Source organism: Mycobacterium sp. NPDC048908, assembly GCF_043197955.1.
Classification (GTDB): Bacteria; Actinomycetota; Actinomycetes; order Mycobacteriales; family Mycobacteriaceae; genus Mycobacterium.
In genome coordinates this window covers 157,745-178,763 of sequence record NZ_JBICUE010000008.1, presented here as the reverse complement: position 1 = coordinate 178,763, position 21,019 = coordinate 157,745, and the positions used below count along the sequence as shown (strand labels likewise).

General features: G+C 64.5%; 21 protein-coding genes. 10 read left to right on the top strand and 11 right to left on the bottom strand.

The window, feature by feature from the left end:
• Positions 1-46: 46 nt before the first annotated feature.
• On the top strand, positions 47-1,249 hold the full coding sequence (locus ACGFK1_RS21375; protein ID WP_393433722.1) for an NAD(P)/FAD-dependent oxidoreductase: 1,203 nt from the start codon (positions 47-49) through the stop codon (positions 1,247-1,249).
• A 5-nt stretch (positions 1,250-1,254) separates the two neighbouring features.
• Here the strand turns inward: ACGFK1_RS21375 and ACGFK1_RS21370 are convergent, their stop codons facing one another.
• From ACGFK1_RS21370 to xylA, 4 genes are all read right to left on the bottom strand, one after another.
• Positions 1,255-2,520, bottom strand: a complete 1,266-nt coding sequence (locus ACGFK1_RS21370; protein WP_393433719.1) for a sugar ABC transporter permease — start codon at positions 2,518-2,520, stop codon at positions 1,255-1,257.
• A gap of 11 nt (positions 2,521-2,531) precedes the next feature.
• Complete coding sequence (locus ACGFK1_RS21365; RefSeq protein WP_393433716.1) at positions 2,532-3,317, bottom strand: ATP-binding cassette domain-containing protein; 786 nt, start codon at positions 3,315-3,317, stop codon at positions 2,532-2,534.
• Positions 3,318-3,332: 15 nt separating this feature from the next.
• Positions 3,333-4,406, bottom strand: a complete 1,074-nt coding sequence (locus ACGFK1_RS21360) for a sugar ABC transporter substrate-binding protein (protein ID WP_393433713.1) — start codon at positions 4,404-4,406, stop codon at positions 3,333-3,335.
• A gap of 91 nt (positions 4,407-4,497) precedes the next feature.
• Positions 4,498-5,721, bottom strand: a complete 1,224-nt coding sequence (gene xylA / locus ACGFK1_RS21355; RefSeq protein ID WP_393433710.1) for a xylose isomerase — start codon at positions 5,719-5,721, stop codon at positions 4,498-4,500.
• Between the two features lie 77 nt (positions 5,722-5,798).
• Between xylA and ACGFK1_RS21350 the strand changes: the two genes are divergently transcribed.
• The gene (locus ACGFK1_RS21350) at positions 5,799-6,893 is read left to right on the top strand and encodes an ROK family protein (protein WP_393433707.1); all 1,095 of its coding nucleotides are present in this window, start codon (positions 5,799-5,801) and stop codon (positions 6,891-6,893) included.
• A gap of 8 nt (positions 6,894-6,901) precedes the next feature.
• Here the strand turns inward: ACGFK1_RS21350 and ACGFK1_RS21345 are convergent, their stop codons facing one another.
• On the bottom strand, positions 6,902-7,243 hold the full coding sequence (locus tag ACGFK1_RS21345; protein WP_393433704.1) for a hypothetical protein: 342 nt from the start codon (positions 7,241-7,243) through the stop codon (positions 6,902-6,904).
• A gap of 478 nt (positions 7,244-7,721) precedes the next feature.
• Here ACGFK1_RS21345 and ACGFK1_RS21340 point away from each other — a divergent pair, with 478 nt between their 5' ends.
• Entirely contained in the window at positions 7,722-7,943 is a 222-nt protein-coding gene (locus ACGFK1_RS21340) for a hypothetical protein (RefSeq protein WP_393433701.1), read from the top strand.
• Here the strand turns inward: ACGFK1_RS21340 and ACGFK1_RS21335 are convergent.
• From ACGFK1_RS21335 to ACGFK1_RS21325, 3 genes are all read right to left on the bottom strand, one after another.
• Positions 7,940-8,329, bottom strand: coding sequence for a hypothetical protein (locus ACGFK1_RS21335; RefSeq protein ID WP_393433699.1), 390 nt, complete (start codon positions 8,327-8,329; stop codon positions 7,940-7,942). The genes ACGFK1_RS21340 and ACGFK1_RS21335 overlap by 4 nt on opposite strands.
• Positions 8,330-8,516: 187 nt before the next feature.
• Positions 8,517-9,800, bottom strand: a complete 1,284-nt coding sequence (locus ACGFK1_RS21330; protein ID WP_393433696.1) for an acyl-CoA dehydrogenase family protein — start codon at positions 9,798-9,800, stop codon at positions 8,517-8,519.
• Positions 9,801-9,802: 2 nt separating this feature from the next.
• On the bottom strand, positions 9,803-10,108 hold the full coding sequence (locus ACGFK1_RS21325; protein WP_393433693.1) for a hypothetical protein: 306 nt from the start codon (positions 10,106-10,108) through the stop codon (positions 9,803-9,805).
• A 264-nt stretch (positions 10,109-10,372) separates the two neighbouring features.
• Between ACGFK1_RS21325 and ACGFK1_RS21320 the strand changes: the two genes are divergently transcribed.
• On the top strand, positions 10,373-11,023 hold the full coding sequence (locus tag ACGFK1_RS21320) for a TetR/AcrR family transcriptional regulator (RefSeq protein WP_393433690.1): 651 nt from the start codon (positions 10,373-10,375) through the stop codon (positions 11,021-11,023).
• 55 nt (positions 11,024-11,078) lie between these two features.
• On the opposite strand, the gene ACGFK1_RS21315 is transcribed toward ACGFK1_RS21320, so the two are convergent.
• The gene (locus tag ACGFK1_RS21315; RefSeq protein WP_393433687.1) at positions 11,079-11,348 is read right to left on the bottom strand and encodes a TOBE domain-containing protein; all 270 of its coding nucleotides are present in this window, start codon (positions 11,346-11,348) and stop codon (positions 11,079-11,081) included.
• A gap of 204 nt (positions 11,349-11,552) precedes the next feature.
• Here ACGFK1_RS21315 and ACGFK1_RS21310 point away from each other — a divergent pair, with 204 nt between their 5' ends.
• From ACGFK1_RS21310 to ACGFK1_RS21285, 6 genes are all read left to right on the top strand, one after another.
• Positions 11,553-12,782 (top strand): spermidine/putrescine ABC transporter substrate-binding protein, encoded by a 1,230-nt coding sequence (locus ACGFK1_RS21310; RefSeq protein WP_393433684.1) that lies wholly within the window; start codon positions 11,553-11,555, stop codon positions 12,780-12,782.
• Positions 12,783-12,863: 81 nt separating this feature from the next.
• Entirely contained in the window at positions 12,864-13,037 is a 174-nt protein-coding gene (locus ACGFK1_RS21305) for a hypothetical protein (protein WP_393433681.1), read from the top strand.
• Positions 13,038-13,106: 69 nt separating this feature from the next.
• Positions 13,107-13,685 (top strand): (2Fe-2S)-binding protein, encoded by a 579-nt coding sequence (locus tag ACGFK1_RS21300; RefSeq protein WP_393433678.1) that lies wholly within the window; start codon positions 13,107-13,109, stop codon positions 13,683-13,685.
• Positions 13,686-13,691: 6 nt separating this feature from the next.
• On the top strand, positions 13,692-14,669 hold the full coding sequence (locus ACGFK1_RS21295; protein ID WP_393433675.1) for an FAD binding domain-containing protein: 978 nt from the start codon (positions 13,692-13,694) through the stop codon (positions 14,667-14,669).
• The gene (locus tag ACGFK1_RS21290; protein ID WP_393433672.1) at positions 14,666-16,831 is read left to right on the top strand and encodes a xanthine dehydrogenase family protein molybdopterin-binding subunit; all 2,166 of its coding nucleotides are present in this window, start codon (positions 14,666-14,668) and stop codon (positions 16,829-16,831) included. Before ACGFK1_RS21295 ends, ACGFK1_RS21290 begins: the two co-directional genes overlap by 4 nt.
• A 112-nt stretch (positions 16,832-16,943) precedes the next feature.
• Positions 16,944-18,116 (top strand): SRPBCC family protein, encoded by a 1,173-nt coding sequence (locus ACGFK1_RS21285; RefSeq protein ID WP_393433669.1) that lies wholly within the window; start codon positions 16,944-16,946, stop codon positions 18,114-18,116.
• On the opposite strand, the gene ACGFK1_RS21280 is transcribed toward ACGFK1_RS21285, so the two are convergent.
• Both ACGFK1_RS21280 and ACGFK1_RS21275 read right to left on the bottom strand, forming a co-directional pair.
• A complete protein-coding gene (locus tag ACGFK1_RS21280) occupies positions 18,070-19,512 on the bottom strand; it encodes a M28 family peptidase (RefSeq protein WP_393433666.1) in 1,443 nt (480 codons plus the stop codon). The two genes, ACGFK1_RS21285 and ACGFK1_RS21280, sit on opposite strands and share 47 nt — an antisense overlap.
• Positions 19,509-21,011 carry a M28 family metallopeptidase gene (locus ACGFK1_RS21275; protein ID WP_393434097.1) on the bottom strand — a complete coding sequence of 501 codons (1,503 nt, stop codon included), beginning with the start codon at positions 21,009-21,011 and terminating at the stop codon, positions 19,509-19,511. Before ACGFK1_RS21275 ends, ACGFK1_RS21280 begins: the two co-directional genes overlap by 4 nt.
• Positions 21,012-21,019 lie beyond the last annotated feature (8 nt).

Below are 21,019 nucleotides of genomic sequence, written 5' to 3'. Positions count from 1 at the left end.
CTCCGCCTCTTGACTGAGCGTTCAGTCTATGCCAGCGTTCCGTAGTATGACCAGCTCCCGCAGCGCCGACGTGGTGGTGGTGGGCGGTGGAACGGTCGGGGCATGGACGGCCGTGCTGCTCGCCGAAGGCGGCGTCGAGAAAGTCGTCCTGCTCGAGAAGTCGACGCTGGGCGACGGCGCCAGTAGCCGTGCCGCGGGCATGGTGCGCGCACAGGGCGGTACCGAGACGGCGATCAAACTCGGCCTGTGGACGCAGTCGTTCTACGCCGCGAGCGGCGACCGCTTCCCGCTTGACTGCGGCTTCGTGCCGCAGGGCTACCTGATGCCGTGCTTCACACACGCAGAGGTTCAGCAAGCCCTCGACCGCATCGCGCTACAACAACGGCTCGGCCTCACGGTGCAGTGGTTGTCCGGTTCGGAGATCGACGACCGAAACACCGGCCTGGCACCGGGTGTCACGCTGGGCGCGTCATATGCGCCGGGCGATGGTTATATCGAGGCCCCGCGCAATGTCCTGGCCTACACCGCTGCGTTGACCGCGCATCGCGTCGACGTCCGGGAAAGGTGCAGGTTCACCGGACTGCGGACCGTGGGCGGCCGGGTGGTCGGCGTCGAGACCTCCGACGGCCCGATCGACACGGACCGCGTGGTGCTCACCGGCGGACCCAAGCTCGCCGACGTCGGCGCGGCGGCCGGCGCCAAAGTGCCTGCGGGCGGCACCCGCCATCAGGTGGTGGTCACCGCGCCGGTGTCGGCTTTCGATGTCCATGAGGTGCCGATGGTGTTTGACATCACCTCCGGAATCTATTGGCGCCCAGGAGAAGGCGGCGGCCTGCTGTGGGGAATGAGTAATCCCGACGAAGCGCCCGGGGTGGCAACGGATTTCGACGAGATCTACTACCTGAAGGCGCGCGATCGCATCGAGCAGCTACTTCCCGGCCTCAAGGGGCTGGGATTGCGGCGTACATGGGCAGCCACCATCGACTACACGCCCGATCATCTGCCCATCCTCGGCCCACTGCTGACCGACGAGGGCCCTGTCGACGGCACCGTGGTGGCCAGCCCCGCAGGTCACGGCATGATGTGGGGGCCTGCCGTCGCTCAGGTCGCTGTGGACTTGACCACCAGCGGCGAGTGCGCCTGGCTCGACCTCACCGACCTCGGGCTGGACCGCTTCGACGCCGATGGCAACAGTCGTGTTGCGGCCGAGCCGATTTCACTGCCGTTCCCGGAGAAAGCCGCGCACTAGCCCCCTTAGGACAGGCCGGTCGCCGATCGACGTCGACGCGAGATGGCGTCCACACTCGCCGCCAGCAGCAGCACCCCGCCGGTGACCAAGAAGTTGATGTACGAGGCCTGGTTCAACAGGCCAAGCCCGTTGGCGATCGTCGCCACCACCACCCCACCGATGACCGCATCGATGGCACGCCCCTTACCGCCGAACAAGCTGGTGCCGCCGATCACCGCAGCCCCGACGGCGTACAACAACACGTTTCCTCCGCCGGACGAGGCGGACACCTTGCCGCCGTAGGACGCCGCGATGATGCCGCTGATCGCGGCCAGCGACGAGCACACGACAAACACCGACACCCTGATGCGGGCGACGTTGATACCCGCCCTGCGCGCGGCCTCGGCGTTGCCGCCCACCGCATAGATGTGCCGACCGTAGGAGGTGCGATTGAGCACCAGTGTCAGGGCGATCAACAGCACCCCGACCAGCGGTAAAACGTAGGGGATGCCCCGGATTTCGGCGTTCGGATTGACGCTGCGGTTGAGGTTCAGCACGTACGCCATCCCCAGCGCGACCACTGCGACACCGACGATGCGCGCGATCACCACACCGAATGGGGCGTGCACCAGTCCCCGGGTGACCTTGGTGCGATGCCGATACAACTCCATACCCGAAAAGCCCGCGACGATCAGCAGGGCGAACAACCATCCCGCCGTGACCGACATATTGTCGATCGTGATGCCACGGATGACGGGGTTGTCCACCCGAATCGATCCGCCCTCGCCGATCAGCTTCAGCGTCACACCTTGCAGCCCAAGGAAAAACGCCAGCGTGACGACGAAGGACGGAATGCCCAGTTTGGCACGTAGCACGCCGATCGCCAGCCCGATCACCGCCCCACACAGAATGCCCGCGAGCATCGCGGCCCACCAGGACCAGCCGTGATTGACGATGGTCAAGCCCATCACACAGGCGGACACGCCCCCCGCGACCCCCGCCGACAGGTCGATGTCACCGAGCAACAACACGAACACCAATCCCATTGCCAGCACGCAGATGGAACCGGCCTGGGTGACCAGGTTGGCGAGGTTGAGCGCCGAGGTGAACCGCTCGTTGGCGATCCCGAACACGATGAACAACACGACAAGGCCGAGGATCGCGGGCAGGGAGCCCATGTCGCCGCCCCGCACGCGCTGCAGATAGCTGCGTACCGCATCGGCGAACGTGTCGTCGGATCGGGTGTCGGCGGCGAAGTCGGCATCGGCGAGTTTCGAATTCAGAGTCGTCATCTGTGTCGTCCTCACATCGACTGTGCGGCGTCGGCCGGCGCCAGGCCGAGGTCACCGGAGCGGCCCGCCGTTATAAGTTCCACGACTTGGCTGTGGCTGACCTCGGCTGCCTTCACTTCCGCGGCCACCCGGCCGAGGTACAGCGCACATATCCGGTCGGCCACCTCGAACACGTCGTTCAAGTTGTGCGAGATGAACACCACACCGACGCCCTGATCGGCCAACCGCCGGACCAGGTCGAGCACTTGCCGGGTCTGTGCGACGCCGAGCGCTGCGGTGGGCTCATCGAGCAACACCACCTTGGCATTCCACAGCACCGACTTGGCGATCGCCACCGTTTGACGTTGCCCACCGGACAAGCTGGACACCGGCTGGCGCACCGACTTCACTGTTCGCACGGATAGCGACGAAAGCGCCTCGCGAGCAAGTGATTCCATCTTGGATTCGTCGAGCGCTCCCCTTCGCTTGAGCTCTCGTCCGAGGAACATGTTGGAGACGATGTCGAGGTTGTCGCACAACGCCAGGTCTTGGTACACCACCTCGACGCCGAGCGCCGATACATCATTGGGTCCGTGCACCGTGACCGGGTTGCGGTCGAACACGTAGGTCCCGGTGTCGAGAGGATAGATTCCCGCGATCGCCTTGACCAGAGTCGACTTGCCCGCACCGTTGTCGCCGACCAGCGCGGTGACTTCACCGGGATACACCGCAAAATCCACCTCGTGCAGCACGTGCACGACACCGAAACTCTTGTTGACGCCGCGGAGTTCGAGGATGGGTTCGTTCGCCGGAGACACAGCGGACACCGCTCTCTACAGTCCTGCGGCGGTGCAGGCGGCCGCGAACTGGCCGGTGCAGACGTCTTGTTTGGTCTGGCCGCCGTCGCTGAACACCACGTCGACGTTGTCCTTGGTGATCGATTTCGGCGTCAACAGCACCGACGGCACGTCTCGGTTGCCCTTGTCGTCGCGAGACTTGCTGTTGGCTTTGGGTTCTTGACCGTTGGCAAGGGCGATCGCCGCCGCGGCGAGTGCCGCCGCTTCTTCCTTCGCAGACTTGTAGACGGTCATGCACTGGTTGCCTGCCAGGATGTTCTGCAGACCCTCGACAGTGGCGTCTTGGCCGGTCACCGGTACCTGTCCGGCCCGCCCGTTCTTCTGCAGAATCGAGATCACCGATCCGGCGAGGCCGTCGTTGGCGGCGTAGACGCCGTCGACCTTGCCGTCCGCGGCGGTGTACATCTGCTCGAAGATCGTCACCGCCTTGTCGTTGTCCCAGTCCGGCACGGCCTGCTCGCCGACGATCCTGATCGTCGGCACCTTGTCGACAACGGTGTGCGCGCCACCGGTGAACAGAGTGGCGTTGTTGTCGGTGGGAGAACCGTTGAGGAACACCACATTCGACTGCTTGCCTGCCAGGCAGTCAACCATGCCTTGCCCCTGCAGTTCACCTACCTTGGTGTTGTCGAACGACACGTAGACATCGGCGGACCCGCCAAGTGTCAGCCGGTCGTAATCGATGGTCTTGACGCCCTGGCTCGCCGCCTTCTGCTGGATGGATGCACCACTATCGGAGTCGAGGTTGACGATCGCCAGCACCGTCACGCCGTCGGCGATCATGCCGTCGGCGATGGTCGCCATGTTGTCCGCAGAACCCTCAGCGTTCTGGATGGTGTAGGCCACCCCGGCCGCCTTGAACGCGGCCTCGAGTTCCGGACGGTCCTTGGACTCCCAGCGCACGGACGACTTGGTGTCCGGCAGGATCACGCCGATCTTCTGCGCCTTGGCATCACCGCCGGCGCCACCCCCGCCATTGTCGCCGCACGCGGTGAGCGTCAGGCCCGCTCCGACGACGACGGCGAGCACCAGACCGCTGACTCGTTTCACTAGACCGCCTTTCCTCAACTCCACCGTTGTTTGTTGCCCCGGACAACATATAGGGTGACGTGCATCACGTCCAGATTGTCGAGGGCGGATGTCAGCGCGCGCCCATCAGGTGTTCGACGGCCAATTGATTCAGCCGAACGAACCCGAATCCGTTAGCGCCGAAATAGGAATCAGCGTCGAAGTCTTCGTATGCCGACCTGTCGTTCAGCAATTCGCGATACGTCTCGCCGGCCGCCAGTGTCGGAGTCCGCAGTTCGTCGACGCGCGCCGCCAGGAGCGCCTCGCCGACTTCTGGATCGGCACGGAACGCGGCGGCGCGCTGCTTCAGCAGTAGATACATCCGCATGTTCGCGGCGGCCGAGTCCCATACGCCGGTGATGTCCTCGGTGCGGCTGGGCTTGTAGTCGAAATGGCGTGGCCCGGTGTAGCTCGGCCCGCCGTCGACACCGCCGTTCTCCAACAGGTCGACGAGCGCGAAGCCATTGGCCAGGTCCCCGTGGCCGAACACGAGATCCTGGTCGAATTTGATGCCGCGCTGGCCGTTGAGGTCGATGTGAAACAGCTTGCCGGAGTAAAGCGCCTGGCTGATGCCATGCATGAAGTTCAGTCCGGACATCTGCTCGTGTCCCGTCTCGGGGTTTACGCCGACCATCTCGGAGTGGGCGAGCGTGTCGATGAAAGCCAGCGCATGCCCGACGGTAGGGAGCAGGATATCGCCACGAGGTTCGTTGGGCTTCGGCTCGATCGCGAACCGGACCGGATACTGTTGGTCAATTGCATACTCGCACAACAGGTCCAGCGCTTCGCGATAACGTTCTAGCGCCGCCCGCACATCCTTTGCACTGTCATACTCGCTGCCCTCGCGACCACCCCACATGACGAATGTTTCGGCGCCGAGCTCAGCGGCAAGGTCGATGTTGCGAAGCGCCTTGCGCAACGCAAAGCGCCGGACGCCCCGGTCATTGCTGGTGAACGCGCCGTCCTTGAACACCGGGTGGGTGAACAGATTGGTGGTCACCATTGGCACGGCCAGACCGTTGGCATGCAAGGCGGACGTCAACCTGTCGATGGCACGGCGGCGTTCGCCCTCACTGCTACCGAACGGAAACAGGTCATCGTCATGGAAGGTCAGGCCGTACGCACCCAGCTCGGCGAGCCGCTCCACCGCCTCAACCGCGTCCAAGGCGGGCCTGGTCGCCGCGCCGAACGGGTCGTTGGCGGTCCAGCCAATGGTCCACAGGCCGAACGAGAACTTGTCGGACGGCTCAGGGGCGAGATCACCGGTTGCAGCGACGGTCGAGTCGAGGACGGACATGGCTACTCCTGGCACTAGATTTGTTCTGTGCCCGAACATAAGATGTGCCCTGCGTCACTGTCAAGGGAGGTTCGGTGATGATCGGCACCAATACCGACGATGTCCGGCGCCGCAACCTGTCTGCAGTACTGACGCTGGTCCACCGCGGTCGCACGCTGACGAGGTCAGAGTTGACGCGCAAGACAGGTCTGGCCCGTTCGACGGTGAAGGACCTCGTTGAGGACCTTGTCGAGGGTGGCCTGGTGGAAGAAACCCAGGCCGCACCTGCCAGTCAGGTGGGCAGGCCCAGCCCGATCGTGCGGCCGCGGACCGACACGCTGGCGATCGCGGTCAACCCTGAAACCGACGCTGTCACAATCGGTGTAGTCGCGTTGGGCGGCACGGTGCTCAGTGTCGACAGGTATCCCACCGAGGGTATCCCCAGCGCAGTCGAGACTGTCGCCGTCACCGCTAAGGCCGTCGACCGGATTCGGCGCAAGCTGGACCGCAGCCGCCGCGTGACCGCGATAGGTGTGGCCGTCCCAGGTCTCGTCCACGCCCCCGACTCCGTGGTTCGGCTGGCCCCGAACCTGGGCTGGCACGAAGTGCATCTGGGCGAGATGCTCTGTGCGGCAGCAGAACTACCCGTGTTCGCGGTCAACGATGCCAACCTCGGCGCGATCGCCGAACACATCTTCGGTGGCCACCCCGACGCGCACCACATGATCTACGTCAACGGTGGCGCGAGCGGTATCGGTGCCGGATTCGTCGTCGCGGGTGAGCTTCTCGAGGGCGCCGCCGGCTACGCGGGCGAACTCGGCCACACTTATGTCGGCGGTGCGGCACCGTGTCATTGTGGACGCATCGGATGCCTGGAAACCGAAGTCAGTCAGACGACCGCTAAAACCGTTGCTCACCAAGCGCAATACCTCGGCATCGCGCTCGGTAACGCCATCAACCTGCTGAACCCCAATCTTGTCGTCCTCGGCGGATTCCTCCGGGTCTTCCCGGAACAAGCCGCCGCTGCACTCGACACCGCGGTATCGCGCCATTCCATGCGCGTACCCCACGAGCAGGTGCGCATCGTCGCGGCCAGCCTGGGGACGCAGACCTTGATGATCGGTGCCGCCGAGGCGGCATTCGCGCCATTATTCGCTGATCCCGCCGCGCACTACTTCAGCGCCTCCGGCTGAGGCATCGATCAAGCCACGGCCCAACGAACTCCCGAAAAACCAGATTGGTCAATGTCTACCGGCGGGACGCACACCACGGTCCAGCGATGACTGTTCGGGCAGTAGAACGAGTCGATGTTGGCCCACACCTTGACCGTGCGATTCACCCACATGTGCATCCAGACGAAGCCCCACAATTCGCCGCATTCAGGGCACACCCGGTCGTCGCCGCCCTGCCCGTCGCCGAACCGCTTGTGGCCGCCGTCCTGAAACAGCGACCAGTTCGGGTCCTTCTTGAACATGTCGGACAGCGCATCGCCAATCGCTGGAACCGCCCACGTCTGCCCATCGTCTGAGATGAGTTCGGTCATGCTTCCTCCAGATACGAAGAAGGCCCCCGGCCGGAATCGGCCGAGGGCACCAAAAAGGCCGCGAGATCATCAATCTCACAGCCGAAGTGAGCGTATCAACCCGTGTCAAGGGCCGGGTGGTGTAACAGCGGGTACTCGGTGGTTCGACTTTACACCGCTCCGCCCTACGCCGTCGCGCCAGGACTCGAGCGGCGATGTCTTCGGTTACGCGATGGGAGGAGGTCATCTGCCCCGAAGTAGGAACGGATGAAGTCGTTAATTTTTCTCGCTTCAGGTTCGAGTACGAGGTCTCAATGACCGGCTGGAGCGGAGCCTGTCGGTGCTAGATAAGTTCAACTTAGTCCTGACCTGTGCGTCGCAACCGCGCATTGACACAGGCCGACGGCCAGGGCAAGACGTCGTCGCCTTGCTTTCGCTCAGAAACGCGCTCGTCCATTTCAAGCCGGAAACGCACTGGGACGACGACAAGGAGCATCGGATGGAGCGACTCCTGCGGCACTTGGTGCCACCGAGTTCCCTGTTGTCGAACCTGGAGCCATGGCAGTCGTCGTGGTGGCCCTCACACGCGCTGACCGCAGGGGTAGCTGAATGGTCATGCGCCGTATCCAAAAATCCTGTGCGCGAGTGGGAAACGGCGGTCGGGTTACCGCCAATCATCTGGGAGGAGCGAGACCCCGAGGAGAAGCAAGGTGCTCCTTAGGCCGCGTCATGCAGACGAATGACGCCAGCCGGGTTCAGGAATGCGAAGTCCACCCGGCTGTTGGCGCGGATGTAAAGACCATCGTTCGTGACGCTCGGGAAGCGCTCGACCGTCGAGCCCTGGCGCAGCACGTAGCGGAGCTGGCTCTTGTCCACGTCCCACGCGGCAGACCGGCGACGGTGATGCCGTCCTGCACGAACTGGATCAGCGACTGGTTGTAGCCGCTGGCGATCTTCAGCTTCGACAGAGCCTCGGCGGTGGCCGGGGCCATCAGCCAGGTGCGTCAGGTTCGCGTTCATCGCCGTATCCCTGACGCCGGTCTGCAACGAGCTGGCCGACGACGCCAACCCGGACATCCCGGACCAGATCGCCTCGGCTGCGGCCAACAAGATCGTCGCACCGGCTGATACATCGAATGTTGCTCGCGGACAAGCGGACTCCGCAGGACCTCTACCCGTTCGGCCTCACAGCCTTCGCCCAGAGACTGAATAAGCGTGGTCTTCGGCGTGAGCAGACGCGAAAGTGCGTGTCGCCGCGGCGTGTCGCGCAACTTTGCGTCTGCTCACCGGCCTCTCAGCGGCGGTTGGCGAAGTACTTCTTGTACGCCTCTGCCGATGCGCGCAGTTGCGGGTCGGCTTCGAACTTCTGCTCGAACTTCGCCCACGCCGCCTCGCGTTTGGCGGGAATGTACTCCGACGGCCAGTACGGATGCACCTGCGGCTGATATTCGCGCAACACACGACGTGCCACCGTCGCCTTGTGCACCTCGTCGGCGCCGTCGGCCAGTCCCATCGTCGGCGCACTCGCGTACATCGCTTGCAGCGGGGTCAGGTCGGTCGTGCCGAGCGAACCGAGGATGTGCAGCGCGTTGAACGACACTTCCCGAAGCACCTTGGCCATCGTGAACTTCACCGTCGCAATGTCTGTGCGGGCGTCCTTCGTGCTCGAATGATCGATCTTCCAAGCTGTTTCGAGCACCAGCAGCCGCAGCATCCGGATCGCGGCGTAGGAGTCGGCGATCTTTTCCTGCACCATCTGATGCTCGCCGATGATCTTGCCGTGCGATTCGCGCGACAGCGCACGCTCGCACATCATGTCGAACGCGAGCTTGCACTGTGCGATGGTGCGCATTGCGTGATGGATGCGGCCGCCACCGAGTCGGCGCTGCGCCAACGTTTTCGCGCCATCCTCAGGACCGAGGAGATGGTCGAGCGGCACCCGGACATCGCGATAGATGATGTGGTTGTGATTGCGGGGTTCTGGCTGGATCTCAACCCCTGGTGTCTGGCGCGGCACCACGAACATGCCGTTCGTGCACATCACAAACAGGATGTCGGCCACCCGGCCTGCTGAGGTGAACCACTTCTCGCCGTTGATCACCCACTCGTCGCCGTCGCGTACGGCGTGCGTCTTGAACAGGTTGGGGTCAGACCCGCCCTGTGGCTCGGTCATCGAGTACGCCGAGAACATGTCCTGGTTCAGCAGCGGCTCCAGCCAGCGCTTCTTCTGTTCCTCGGTGCCGAACGCGGCCAGCATCTCCATGTTGCCGGTGTCGGGGGCGGCGGCGCCGAACATCTGCGGCGCGCCCGGGTAGCGCCCGATGACCTCGTTCAGCAGCGCGAGTTTGAGCTGTCCGAAGCCGGGGCCGCCCAGATCCTTGTCGAGGAACAACGCCCACAGACCCTGATTCTTTATCTGCTGTTGCAGGCCGCGGACATATGCTTTGACGTGCGGATCTGGTGAACGCACCGCGTACGGGAACACGTACTCGAGCGGCTCGACCTCTTCTGAGCAGAATTCCTCGACCCAGTCGAGCTTCTTCTGAAATTCCGGTTCGGTCGAGAAATCCCACGCCATCTCTAGGATTCTGCCCGACGCATCTGGACCAGGGCATCGACTGCGACAACACGCTGCTCAGACACGATGAGCGGGTTCGCTTCAACGGCGTCGGCCACATCGCCCAGTTCGACCGCCATCCGAGAGAACGCGACGATCACGCCTGCCAGCGGGCATACCACCACTGCCGCAACGACAAGCAGCGGGCCGAAAATGTCGTCGCCGACGAACCCGACCGAGACCTCGACACCGTCGGCGACCATCGGCTGTACCGCCACGGTCGACCCAAGGGTGCTGGCCATCATCGGCGAGGTCAAGAGCCATGCCACCGATTGTCGCTGTTAGCTGCACCAATGGTTTTCAGGGGCCACCGAGTCGGCGGTGCGGGAGTCGAGGCAACGGTCGTGCCCTCGGCGGTTGTTCGTCTGGCCGGTTGATCAGGAGCGGCCTTCGCGCCGAGTGGGCCAGGGCGGTCAGACCGCTCCGGAACCCTTCCAATCAGCCTCCGCTTTCTCCTGACTGACTGTTCAATCTAACGAAGTGATAAGCTGCCGACAAGACCAGTGCTGTACAGGGAGGGAACCGACGACGCCATGGCCGATCCAGCGCCTGCAACCGAGCAGAACGAGGCTCGCCGCATCGAAATGCTCCGTGCCGCAGCGGAGCTGATCTGTGAGCGGGGTTTCGGTGACACCCGTATCGCCGACGTCGCCAAGCGCGCGGGTGTCAGCTCCGCGCTCGTCATCTATTACTTCGGGACCCGCGACCGTCTGCTGGTCGACGCGCTGCGGTATTCAGAGGAGTCGTTCTACGAGGTGGCCGAACGGATGCTGGCCGAGGTTCCGTCGTTGCGCGAACGGCTGTCACTGCTGATCCAGTGGACATGCGTGCCCGAAGGCGCCGGCGCGGTTCCCGGCGCTTGGGGATTGTGGTTCGACCTGTGGGCGCAGGCGTTTCGGCATGACGAGATCAAGGCAGGCCGGGCGGAACTCGACGCCCGCTGGCGCGCGATGATCATCAACGCGCTTGATTCCTCGGGTTTGAGCGCAAAGGAAAAGCGGATATTCGCGCTGGAGTTCTCCGCACTGCTCGACGGGCTGTCTATCCAAGTTGCGCTCGAGGACCAGGAGGTTGACTCCGATCTGGCCTACGACATCGCGATGCGCTTCGCCGAGCGGGAACTGAACCTGCCGCCGACCAAGAAACGGGTGAACGGCAGGGCGAAGGCGGCCCGAAAAGGCTAGGAAGGGCTGAGCACGCCTACTTGTCCGGGCGGAGATGCTGTCGCGCCGCGAGGCATCACCCGCACCGACCCGCACCGACATCGACGTGTACCTGTGTGCAGTGGCCCCGATAAGCGACTTCGGTGACCACGCCGCCAATCACGTTGCGTAACGGTCCGATCGGCTCCCCCGGGTTCTGGAATGTGATGGAGTCAGGCCGGATGAGAATTGCTGCCGCGCCCATCAATCCGGTGACGGACGCGGTGGCGGGAGCGGAGTAGATCACCTGCGGAGAACCCACCTGTTCGACGTGACCCTCGGCGAGCACGGCGATCCGGTCGCTCATCGTCAGGGCTCACTCTTGATCGTGGGTGACATACGAACGTGATTCCAACCTCGCGCTGCAGCGGATCGTTCATGATGTCGGTGTTGCGGCTTCCCGCCGCCGACGAAGCATGGTCACACCTCCGCTCCCATGGTTGACTGAGCATTCAGTCTCTATGCAAGAGTCCTATGAGCGAAATGGCGTGAAGCAACGGAGAGGCCGCAGATGCCCGAGCCCACCAGCCGACGACAATTCCTGGCGCGCGCCGCAATTCTCGCCGCAAGCACCCCCGCCCTCGGCGCGTTCCTACAAGCGTGTTCGAAGAATTCGCCGTCGTCCTCGCCGCCGAGTATGACGCTGGCCGCGCCCGACAATCCGGTGAAATGGCCCATTCCCGACGACAACAAGCCCATTGCCGACGGGCTCGCCGCGGAAAAGGGTGCGACGCTCAAGATCTACAACTACGCGGACTACCTCAGCCCCCAGGCCATCAAGACCTTCGAAGATCAGTACCAGACCAAGATCGAGGTCTCCACCTTCAACGACGGTGACGAGGCGATCACCAAACTCCGCAGCGGCGTCGACTTCGACATCTACAACGCCAACTACACCGAGATCAGCCGCCTGGTCAACGGCGGACTGCTCCGACCGTTGAACCACTCCTACATTCCCAACATCAACAACGTCTGGCCGAGCTTCACCAACCCGTTCTATGACCAGGATTGGCAGTACACGGTCCCGTACACCATCTACACCACCGGCATTGGCTGGCGCACCGATCAGGTGCCCGCCGACATCGGCGCGCTGAAGAATCCTTACGACGCGTTCTGGGATCCGCAGTACAAGGGCAAGACGGCGGTACTCGACGACTGGCACACCACCATGGCGATGGTCCTTCTGCGGCAGAGGATCACGGATGTCAACACGTCGTCGGAGGCCGACCTCAGGATGGTCGGCGAACAGCTTCAGGCGCTGGTGAAGGCCACCTCGCCGAAGGTGACCATCACGGGATACAGCGAACTGCCCGCGGGACAACTGGGACTCGCCCAGATGTGGTCGGGTGACATCATCAACGCGCAGTCGTACCTACCTGAAGGCACCGGCCCGGAGATCCTGCGGTACTGGTTCCCCGCTGACGGCAAGGGCATGGTCGACAACGATATGTTCGTCACGCTCAAGGGCGGCAAGAACCCTGTGCTCGCCCACCTTTTCATCAATCACGTGCTCGACCCCGAGGTGGCGAAGGAGAACTTCTCCGCGATCGGTTACCAACCGCCGCAGAATTCGATCACTCCGGATTCGCTTGTCAACGAGGCGTTCATCCCGCAGAATCTGCGCAGCGCGATCGTCAAACCGGAATACTTTCAGACCGGTTACCGGCTGTTGGAGCTCGACCCCGCCAATGACGCGGCGTGGCACAACGTGTGGCAGACCTTCAAGGCCGGCGGGTCGTAGGGATCGATACAGTGGCGGTTCCGGTGATCACGGCGCCATCACAACCGACCTCGCTGCGCCCGGGAGCCTCTGGCTGCTCGTGTGTTTCGTCTTTCCGGTGTCGGTGAAGATCAACAACACCGCGCGCTGGCGTCTCTGCTTGTGCTCGCCGCGTTGACGGCGGTGGTGATCGGCTTTTTGGTGTACCGGTATTTGACCCGCGGCGACAGCACGACGAAGGACAGGGGCATCGGGGCATTCGCAGGTGAAGCCTGAGACCAGCGCACATATGCGTTTGATATGCGTTTTGGCGGACTCACAGCATGCCTGCCTAGCGTTGTCACAGTGGTTGAGGTCAACCGGAGAACATTTGTTGGTGCGTCGATAGCGGTCGGCGGCGTGGTGGCGACGGCGCCGTTGCTCGCGGGTTGTGGCGAAGACGACCACGCAAACACCGCAACGACGTCGAAAGTGCGGTTACGCATCAACGGCGAAGACCGTGAGATCGAGGTGGACAATCGCTCCTCGCTCCTTGACATGTTGCGGGAGCGGGCGAACCTGCCCGGCACCAAGAAAGGATGCGATCAGGGCGCGTGCGGGGCATGCACGATTCTGGTGAACGGGCAGCGGGTCGTGTCATGTCTGACACTCGCGGTGATGCACGACGGCGCCGAGGTCACCACGATCGAGGGGCTCGAACGCAACGGACAGCTGCACCCCTTGCAGCAGGCGTTCATCGACGAAGACGCATTCCAATGCGGGTACTGCACCTCGGGGCAGATCATGTCCGGTGTCGGCTGCATCAAGGAGGGGCACACCGGATCCGCGGCCGAGATCCGCGAATGGATGAGCGGCAACATCTGCCGATGCGGCGCATACACCAACATCGTCGCCGCGGTCGCAAATGCGGCCAGGAACGCGTAGCCGGTCGTGTTCCCGTTCAGCTTCAGCAAGGCCTCCGACGAGGCGTCGGCATTTGCGGCGGCCACGCGCGGTGCCCGCTACATCGCGGGCGGCACCACACTCGTCGACCTCATGCGCGAAACCGTCGAGCGCCCGAACGCTGTCGTCGACATCAACGCACTGCCCTACCGGGACATCGCCTTGCAACCCGCGACCTTGCGCGTCGGCTCGCTGGTCCGGATGTCCGAGCTGGCCGCGCATCCCGGTGTGCGCCAGCAGTTCCCGGTCATCGCGCAGGCGCTCGAGTTGTCTGCGTCGGCCCAGATCCGCAACATGGCCTCAATCGGTGGCAACCTGATGCAGCGCCCGCGCTGCCTGTACTTCCGCGACGTGTCTGCCGCGTGCAACCGGCGAACCCCAGGGGCGGGATGTGCGGCGATCGGCGGGCGCAACCGAACACACGCCATTCTCGGCACCAGCGATGCGTGCGTCGCCACACACCCGTCTGACCTGGCGGTGGCGCTCACCGCACTCGACGCGGCGGTGATCACCCGGGATGCCAAAGGTGAGAAGCGGATACCAATTTCCGAATTTTTCCGGAAGCCGGACCGCACGCCTGACCAGGAACACAACCTCGGCGCGGGTGCGCTGATCACCGGCGTCGAGGTGCCCGTCGTTCCCGAGGCCAGGCGGTCCGGCTATCTGAAGGTACGCGATCGCGAGTCATTCGAATTCGCGCTCGCCTCCGCCGCGGTGGTGCTGGACATCGACGCAGGCAGGGTTCGTGCGGCACGCATCGCCGTCGGAGGGGTCGGGACGGTGCCGTGGCGGTTACCCGCGGTCGAACACGCGCTCGTCGGCCGCCCTGTCGGTCCTGACCTGTGGCGGGACGCTGCGGCACACGCCGCGGACGGCGCTAAACCGTTGTCGGAGAATGGATTCAAGGTGGAGCTGGTGAAACGCACGGTCGAGCGGCAGCTGGCGACGGTGGCGGGGTTGGCGTGACACGGCCACTGCCCGCTGCCGTCATCTCGGGTCAGCCGGTGACCAGGGTGGACGGCAGGCTCAAGGTGACCGGCAAGGCGCCGTACGCCGCCGACAACCCCGCCCCGGACCTGGTCTACGCGGCGTTGGTCTGCAGCACGGTCGCGCGCGGCAGCGTCGACCGCATCGATCCCGCCGCCGCGGTGCGCGACGGTGATGTGCTGCGCGTCCTCACCGACTTCGGCGGCGTCAAGCTGCCGTACGACATTCGCCAGGTGTCCTGCTTCGGCCAGCCCGTCGCGATCGTGGTGGCCAAGACGCTCGAGGCGGCCATGCACGGCGCTTCGGTGGTGCAGGTGGGGTATCGACCGGCCCCACAGCTGACGAATATCGATGCGCCCCAGGCCGAACAGAAGCCTGGCACCAGGACGAGGGACTACGCGCGCGGCGATGCCGACAATGCATTGCGCGGCGCGGCGATGGTCAGCGATCTGCGCTACTCGATCATGCGCAACAACCACAACCCGATGGAGATCCCGGCGACCGTTGCCAGCTGGGACGGCGATCGGCTCACAGTGTGGGACAAGGTGCAGAGCATCAGCGGTGCACAGCAGGTTTACGCAGACGCGTTCGGTGTGCCTACCGATCGGGTGCGGGTGATCTCACCATTCGTCGGCGGTGCATTCGGTAGCGCCGGTACCACGTGGCCCCATCAACTGCTTGCGGCGTTCGCGGCCAAGCAGATCCGGCGGCCGGTCAAGTTGGTGCTCACCCGCAAGCAGTACTACAGCGGCATCGGTTACCGGCCGACAAGCCGTCAGCGGATGGCGATCGGCGCAGACACCTCCGGCCGGATCGGCGCGATCGTGCACGAGGCGCACACGGAAACCTCGCGGTACAACGCATACGAGGACAACGCCATGACCGGCGCCCGGTTCATGTACGGGGCCCCGAATATGCGGTCGACGTATCGGGTGGTTCCGCTGGACATCAACCCGCCGACGTTCATGCGCGGGCCAGGAGCGACGACTGGTGCCTTCGCGCTGGAGTCGGCGATGGACGACTTGGCGCACCGGCTCGGGATGGATCCGATCGAACTGCGGCTGCGTAACGAACCGGAGCGGGATCTCGCGGAGAACCTCCCCTTTTCCACGCGTCGGGTGACCGACTGTCTGCGGCGCGGGGCCGAGACGTTCGGCTGGTCACGCCGCAACCCGACCCCGCGATCCGTCCGCGACGGTAGCCAGTTGATCGGCCTCGGAGTGGCGGCGGCGGTTTATCACACCGCACGGAGCGAGTGCGCCGCGGTGGCCCGGATCAACGCCGACGGCACTGCCGACGTCGAATGCGGTACGAGCGATATGGGTCCTGGCACGTACACGTCGATGACCCAGGTCGCAGCGGATGCGCTCGGGCTGCCGCTGAGCCGGGTGCGATTCGCGCTCGGCGACAGCAGATTTCCGCCTGCGCCGTCACATTCGGGGTCGCGTACCATGGCCAGCGTCGGATCGGCGGTGTTCACCACCGCCAACATGCTGCGCGACCGGTTCGTGCGCACCGCGGTCGTCGACCCTGGCTCGCCGCTGAACGGGCTGCGGCCCGAGGACGTCTCGGTGGCCGACGGGCGGATGTACCGCAGCGGTGAACAGTCGCGCGGTGAGAGCTATCAGGATCTGTTGCGTCGGCGGGGATGGAAAACCCTTGATGCGCAACAGACGTGGACGCCGGACGACGCGGACCAACGCTTCTCGATGTCTGCCTACGGTGCCGTGTTTGCCGAAGTCGCTGTCGACGAGGCGCTTGGCACGGTACGGATCCGGCGCATCTATGCGTGCTACGACGCAGGCAGGATCATCAATCCGAAGCTGGCTCACAGCCAGGCCATCGGCGGCATGGTGGGCGGCATCGGAATGGCGCTGCTGGAGGGCACGCAGCTCGACTACCGCGACGGACGCATCGTCAACGCGAACATGTCGGACTATCTGGTTCCGGTCAACGCGGATGTACCGGTGCTGGACGCCGACTACCTGCCCGCCGAGGACATGCATGCAGACCCGATCGGGGTGAAGGGCCTCGGCGAGTTGGTCATCGTCGGCGTACCCGCAGCGATCGCCAATGCGGTGTTCAATGCGACGGGCAGGCGGGCCACGGATCTGCCGATCACGCTGGACAAACTGCTCTAGTTCTCTTCGCGAGCAGACGTAAAACTGCCCTTTTTCCGCGGTTTTAGGGCAGTTTTGCGTCTGCTCGCGCTGGATGGTGGACCTGCTGCCGGGGTCACGCTAGGCTGACTGTATGTTCAAACAGGGCGAACCGGCGCCGCTACCCGCCGACGCGCTGGCCGCGGCCCTGGCGCCATTCGGCGAGTCCCACATGCTTCCCCGCGAGGCGTACGTCGACCCCGCGGTGTTCGAGTGGGAGCAGCACAACATCTTCTCCGGGTGGACCTGCGTCGGTCACGCCTGTGATCTCGCGGCCGTTGGCACACAGAAAGCCGTCGGCTCCGGGCCGAGCGCGATCCTGTTGGTACGCGGCGACGACGGCGTCATCCGCGCATTCGCCAACACCTGCCGGCACCGCGGCCATGAACTTCTCGCCTGCAACGCGACCACCAAGGGCCGCGCCATCGTGTGCCCGTACCACTCGTGGTCCTACCGACTCGATGGCAGGGTGCGTACCGCCCCAGGATTCCGCGAAGTCGACGGCTTCCGGCCGGACGAATTCGGCCTCGTCGAATTGCGGCTGGTCGACTGGCACGGCTGGTTGTTCGTCGACCCCAGCGGCGCCGACGCGGAATTCGACACGCACGTCGCAGGTCTGGACGACATCGTCACCCCCTATCGCCCCGAGGAACTGACCATCGTCGCCAGGCATTCCTACGAGCTCGCGACGAACTGGAAGGTGATCGCCGAGAACTACCAGGAGTGCTACCACTGCTCCACCATTCATCCGGAGTTGTCCAGGATCAGCCCGCCCAGCAGTGGGGAAAACCTTGAGCTGCCGGGGTCATGGATGGGCGGCTGGATGTCGATCATCGAAGGTGCCGAAACCATGTCGTTGACGGGCAAGAGCGGCGGCGTGGCGATCCAGGGCCTGTCCGAGCGCGAGCTACGCACCGTCATGTATCTGGTCGGCTACCCCAACCTGCTGGTGAGCCTGCACCCCGATTACGTGATGACGCATCTGATGACACCGCTGACCGTCGACCGCACTCAAGTGGAATGCGCGTGGGCTTTCCCGAAAGACATTGCCGCCAAACCGGATTTCGACCCGTCATACGCCGTGGACTTCTGGGATCTGACCAACCGGCAGGATTGGGCGGCCTGCGAGTCCGTGCAGCGCGGCCTCTCGTCACCGCATGCCCGGCCCGGCCCGCTGGCACCCGACGAAGACGGCGTCTACCAGTTCGTCACCAGGGTGGCTAGGGCGTACTCCGGTGCCGCTGATCGCGCGGCGGAACGCCGTTGACGCCGCCGACGTTCTGCGCGTAGCTGGCAATCGCGGACGCCAGCGCCCGCCCCATCACCGAAAGCGCATCCCGGTCGACGTTGTCGAGATTGTCGCGAACCGTCCGCCAATTCGGATCGAACGCGACGCCGGCCTGGCCACCCCAAAGCCGCGCCTGCACTTCGGTTTTTCGTTGCGACCAGCCTGTGCTTACACCGCCGATCGGGATACCGGCGGCCAGGAAGGGCGCGTAGTCGGCGGTTCTGCTCAGCGGCATGTCGGCGGGCCGCACCCCGCCGAGATTGAGGTAGCCCGCCAACATCCGCTCCATGCCCGCCGATCCGGCTGGCACGGTTTGCGAAGAGATGTCGGGATTGAGCTGACCCGACTGATCGCCGTCATAGGTGAAGTATCCGGCGTTCGGCGAGCCGATGGCGCCGACTCCCAGATACAGCGCGACGTCGTCGAGTTGGTCAGGGTCTAGCCCGCCGACGTATTTCGTCGGGCCCTCCTCGTCTGCGCCCCAGAACAGGAAGCGCACCGCATTGGCGATCTTGGGACCGGCGCCGAGCGCAGACGCGGTTTCGAGGAGCGCGGCGACCCCCGAACCGGCGTCATTGATGCCGGGACTGCGCGGACTGCTGTCCAGTCGCGCGCCCGCGAGCACCACGTTCTTCGTGTCGCCTGACTTGGTCTGCGCCAACACATTTCGCGCCTTCACCATGACCGGCTTGCTGTCCAAGACCAACCGCACCGGCGCGGTGGTCCGCCGCAGCGCCGCGTCGGCGTCCTTACCGATGACGCCGACCGGTATCTTCAAATCCTGGTAATAACCGGGTGTGAACAACCCCGCCTGGCCCGTCGATCCCGGCGCGCTGACGACCAGCAGCCCGACGGCACCCTTGGCCACGGCCGTATTCTGTTTGGTGACAACCGAACAGCCAACGTCGTCGACGATGGCAATCGCGCCCTTGACCGACACCGTGTCGTAGTCGGCGGGACTGCAACCCGTCGCCTTCTGGGGCCGCAGCGTGATCGCGCTGAGCCCGCCCGCTGGGGTGCCGGTCAGCAAAGAGGCCTGATCGACGTGAAAGCCGCGGCCGGAAACGGTCAGCGTCGGATTGCCACCTTCAGTGCGGTCGAGTCGTTCGAACTCTGGGGTCGAGACGTCGAACCCGTTGTCCTTCAACACCTTGACGACGTAGTCCACAGTGGCGTCGTAACCCGCCGTGCCCTGCGCCCGATTACCCCGATTGGCGTCGGCGATCTCCTGCAGCTTACGCAGGTGGGTGTACATGCCGTCGGCGGTCACTTTGCCCGCGATGTCACGGGTCGGGTCGTTGGCGGGCGCCGGCGACGACGAGCACGCCGCCAGCGCCGTCACCGCGACGCTGATCAGCGTAGCGACGGCCCTCATGAGTCGAGGACGTGACGCGTACGGTCCTCGCGTATCGGCACGCCGTTGCGGCCGCCCTGATCCTGCGCATACAACCCTGCCGCGTACGCCACTGCGCCTCCGTTGATGTCCATTGCCGTGGGGTCGATGTGCTCCACCGTGTCAGTAGCCTTGTGATAGTTGGGGTCGAACGGCTCATTCGCCTTGCCGCCCCAACGTTCGGCCTGCGGTACCGTCTTGTTCTCCTCGGCGCCGGAGAAAACGCCGCCCGCAGGCACTCCCGAAAGTGTGAAGGCGTCGTAGTCCGAGCGGCCGTCGAATGATGTGTCCTCTGGCGGCTTTCCGGCACCCTTCAAGAACGCAACCAGCGTGCGTTCGATACCGGCCGAACCCTCTGGCACCCGTGGAGCACCTTCGGTCGGCTTGGCCGACTGGTCGCCGTCGTAGGTGAAAAAGCCTGGATTGGGTGAACCGAGCATGTCGAAGTTGAGGTAGACCGCAATGTCCTTAAGCGCTTCCTCGTTCAGCGACTGCACGTAGTTCTTGGAGCCGAGCAGGCCCTCTTCCTCGGCGCCGAAGAAGCCAAACCGCACCGCGTTGGCTACCTGCGGTGTATCACCCAGCTGCAGCGCGGTTTCCAGGACCGCCGCCACGCCCGACCCGTTGTCGTTGATGCCGGGCCCCTCCGGAACGCTGTCGAGGTGAGCGCCGAGCATCACCACGTTGGCCGTGGAACCGGTTTTGGTCTGGGCGATGACGTTGCGGGTTCGCTCTTCTCGCACGCCGGCGTTCAGCTTGATGGTGGTGGGGCCAGGGGTGTCCCGCAACCGCTGACCGGCGGCCTTTGTCACGCTGATGACCGGGATCTTCACGTCGGAGGTCGCGCCAAGCGTGCCGCCCATCTGATCGCCGTCCTCGTTGTTGGCGACAATCAGCGCCACCGCGCCCCGTTCGGCGGCGACCGCCTGCTTGACCCCGAACTGGCACTTGCCGCGGTCCACCAGCACCACCGCGCCAGAAACCGGCAACCCATCGTAGTCGGACGCGGTGCAGCCGGGAGTGTCCTCGACGCGGGCCGGCACCAGCGGTCCCGAAACACCCTCCGTCGGCGTGCCCTTGGTGTACTCGAGCGGCTTCGCGGTGATCTTGTCACCACCGACGGTCAGCGTCGGCTCGTCGGCGAACGGGATTCGCACTCCGAACTCCGGGGTCTGCACGTCGAAACCCTTGTCGCGCAGAGTCTTGGCCACATAATCGACGCTGGCGTCGTAGCCGGGTGTGCCGAGCGCGCGATTGCCCTTGTTGGCGTCGGCGATTTCCTGCAATTTGTTCAGGTGCCCCATCATGGCGTCGACGGTCACTCGTTTTCGCAGCGCGTCGGCGAAGTCCGTGGCCGGTGTCGCCGGCGTGCTCGCCGTGGTGCTCGGCTGCGCCTGCTGTGTTCGCATCGAACGGCTGCAGCCGCCCACGGTGACGACGACGAGAACCACCGCCAACACCGCAAGGGATCTACGCACCATCGCCACCA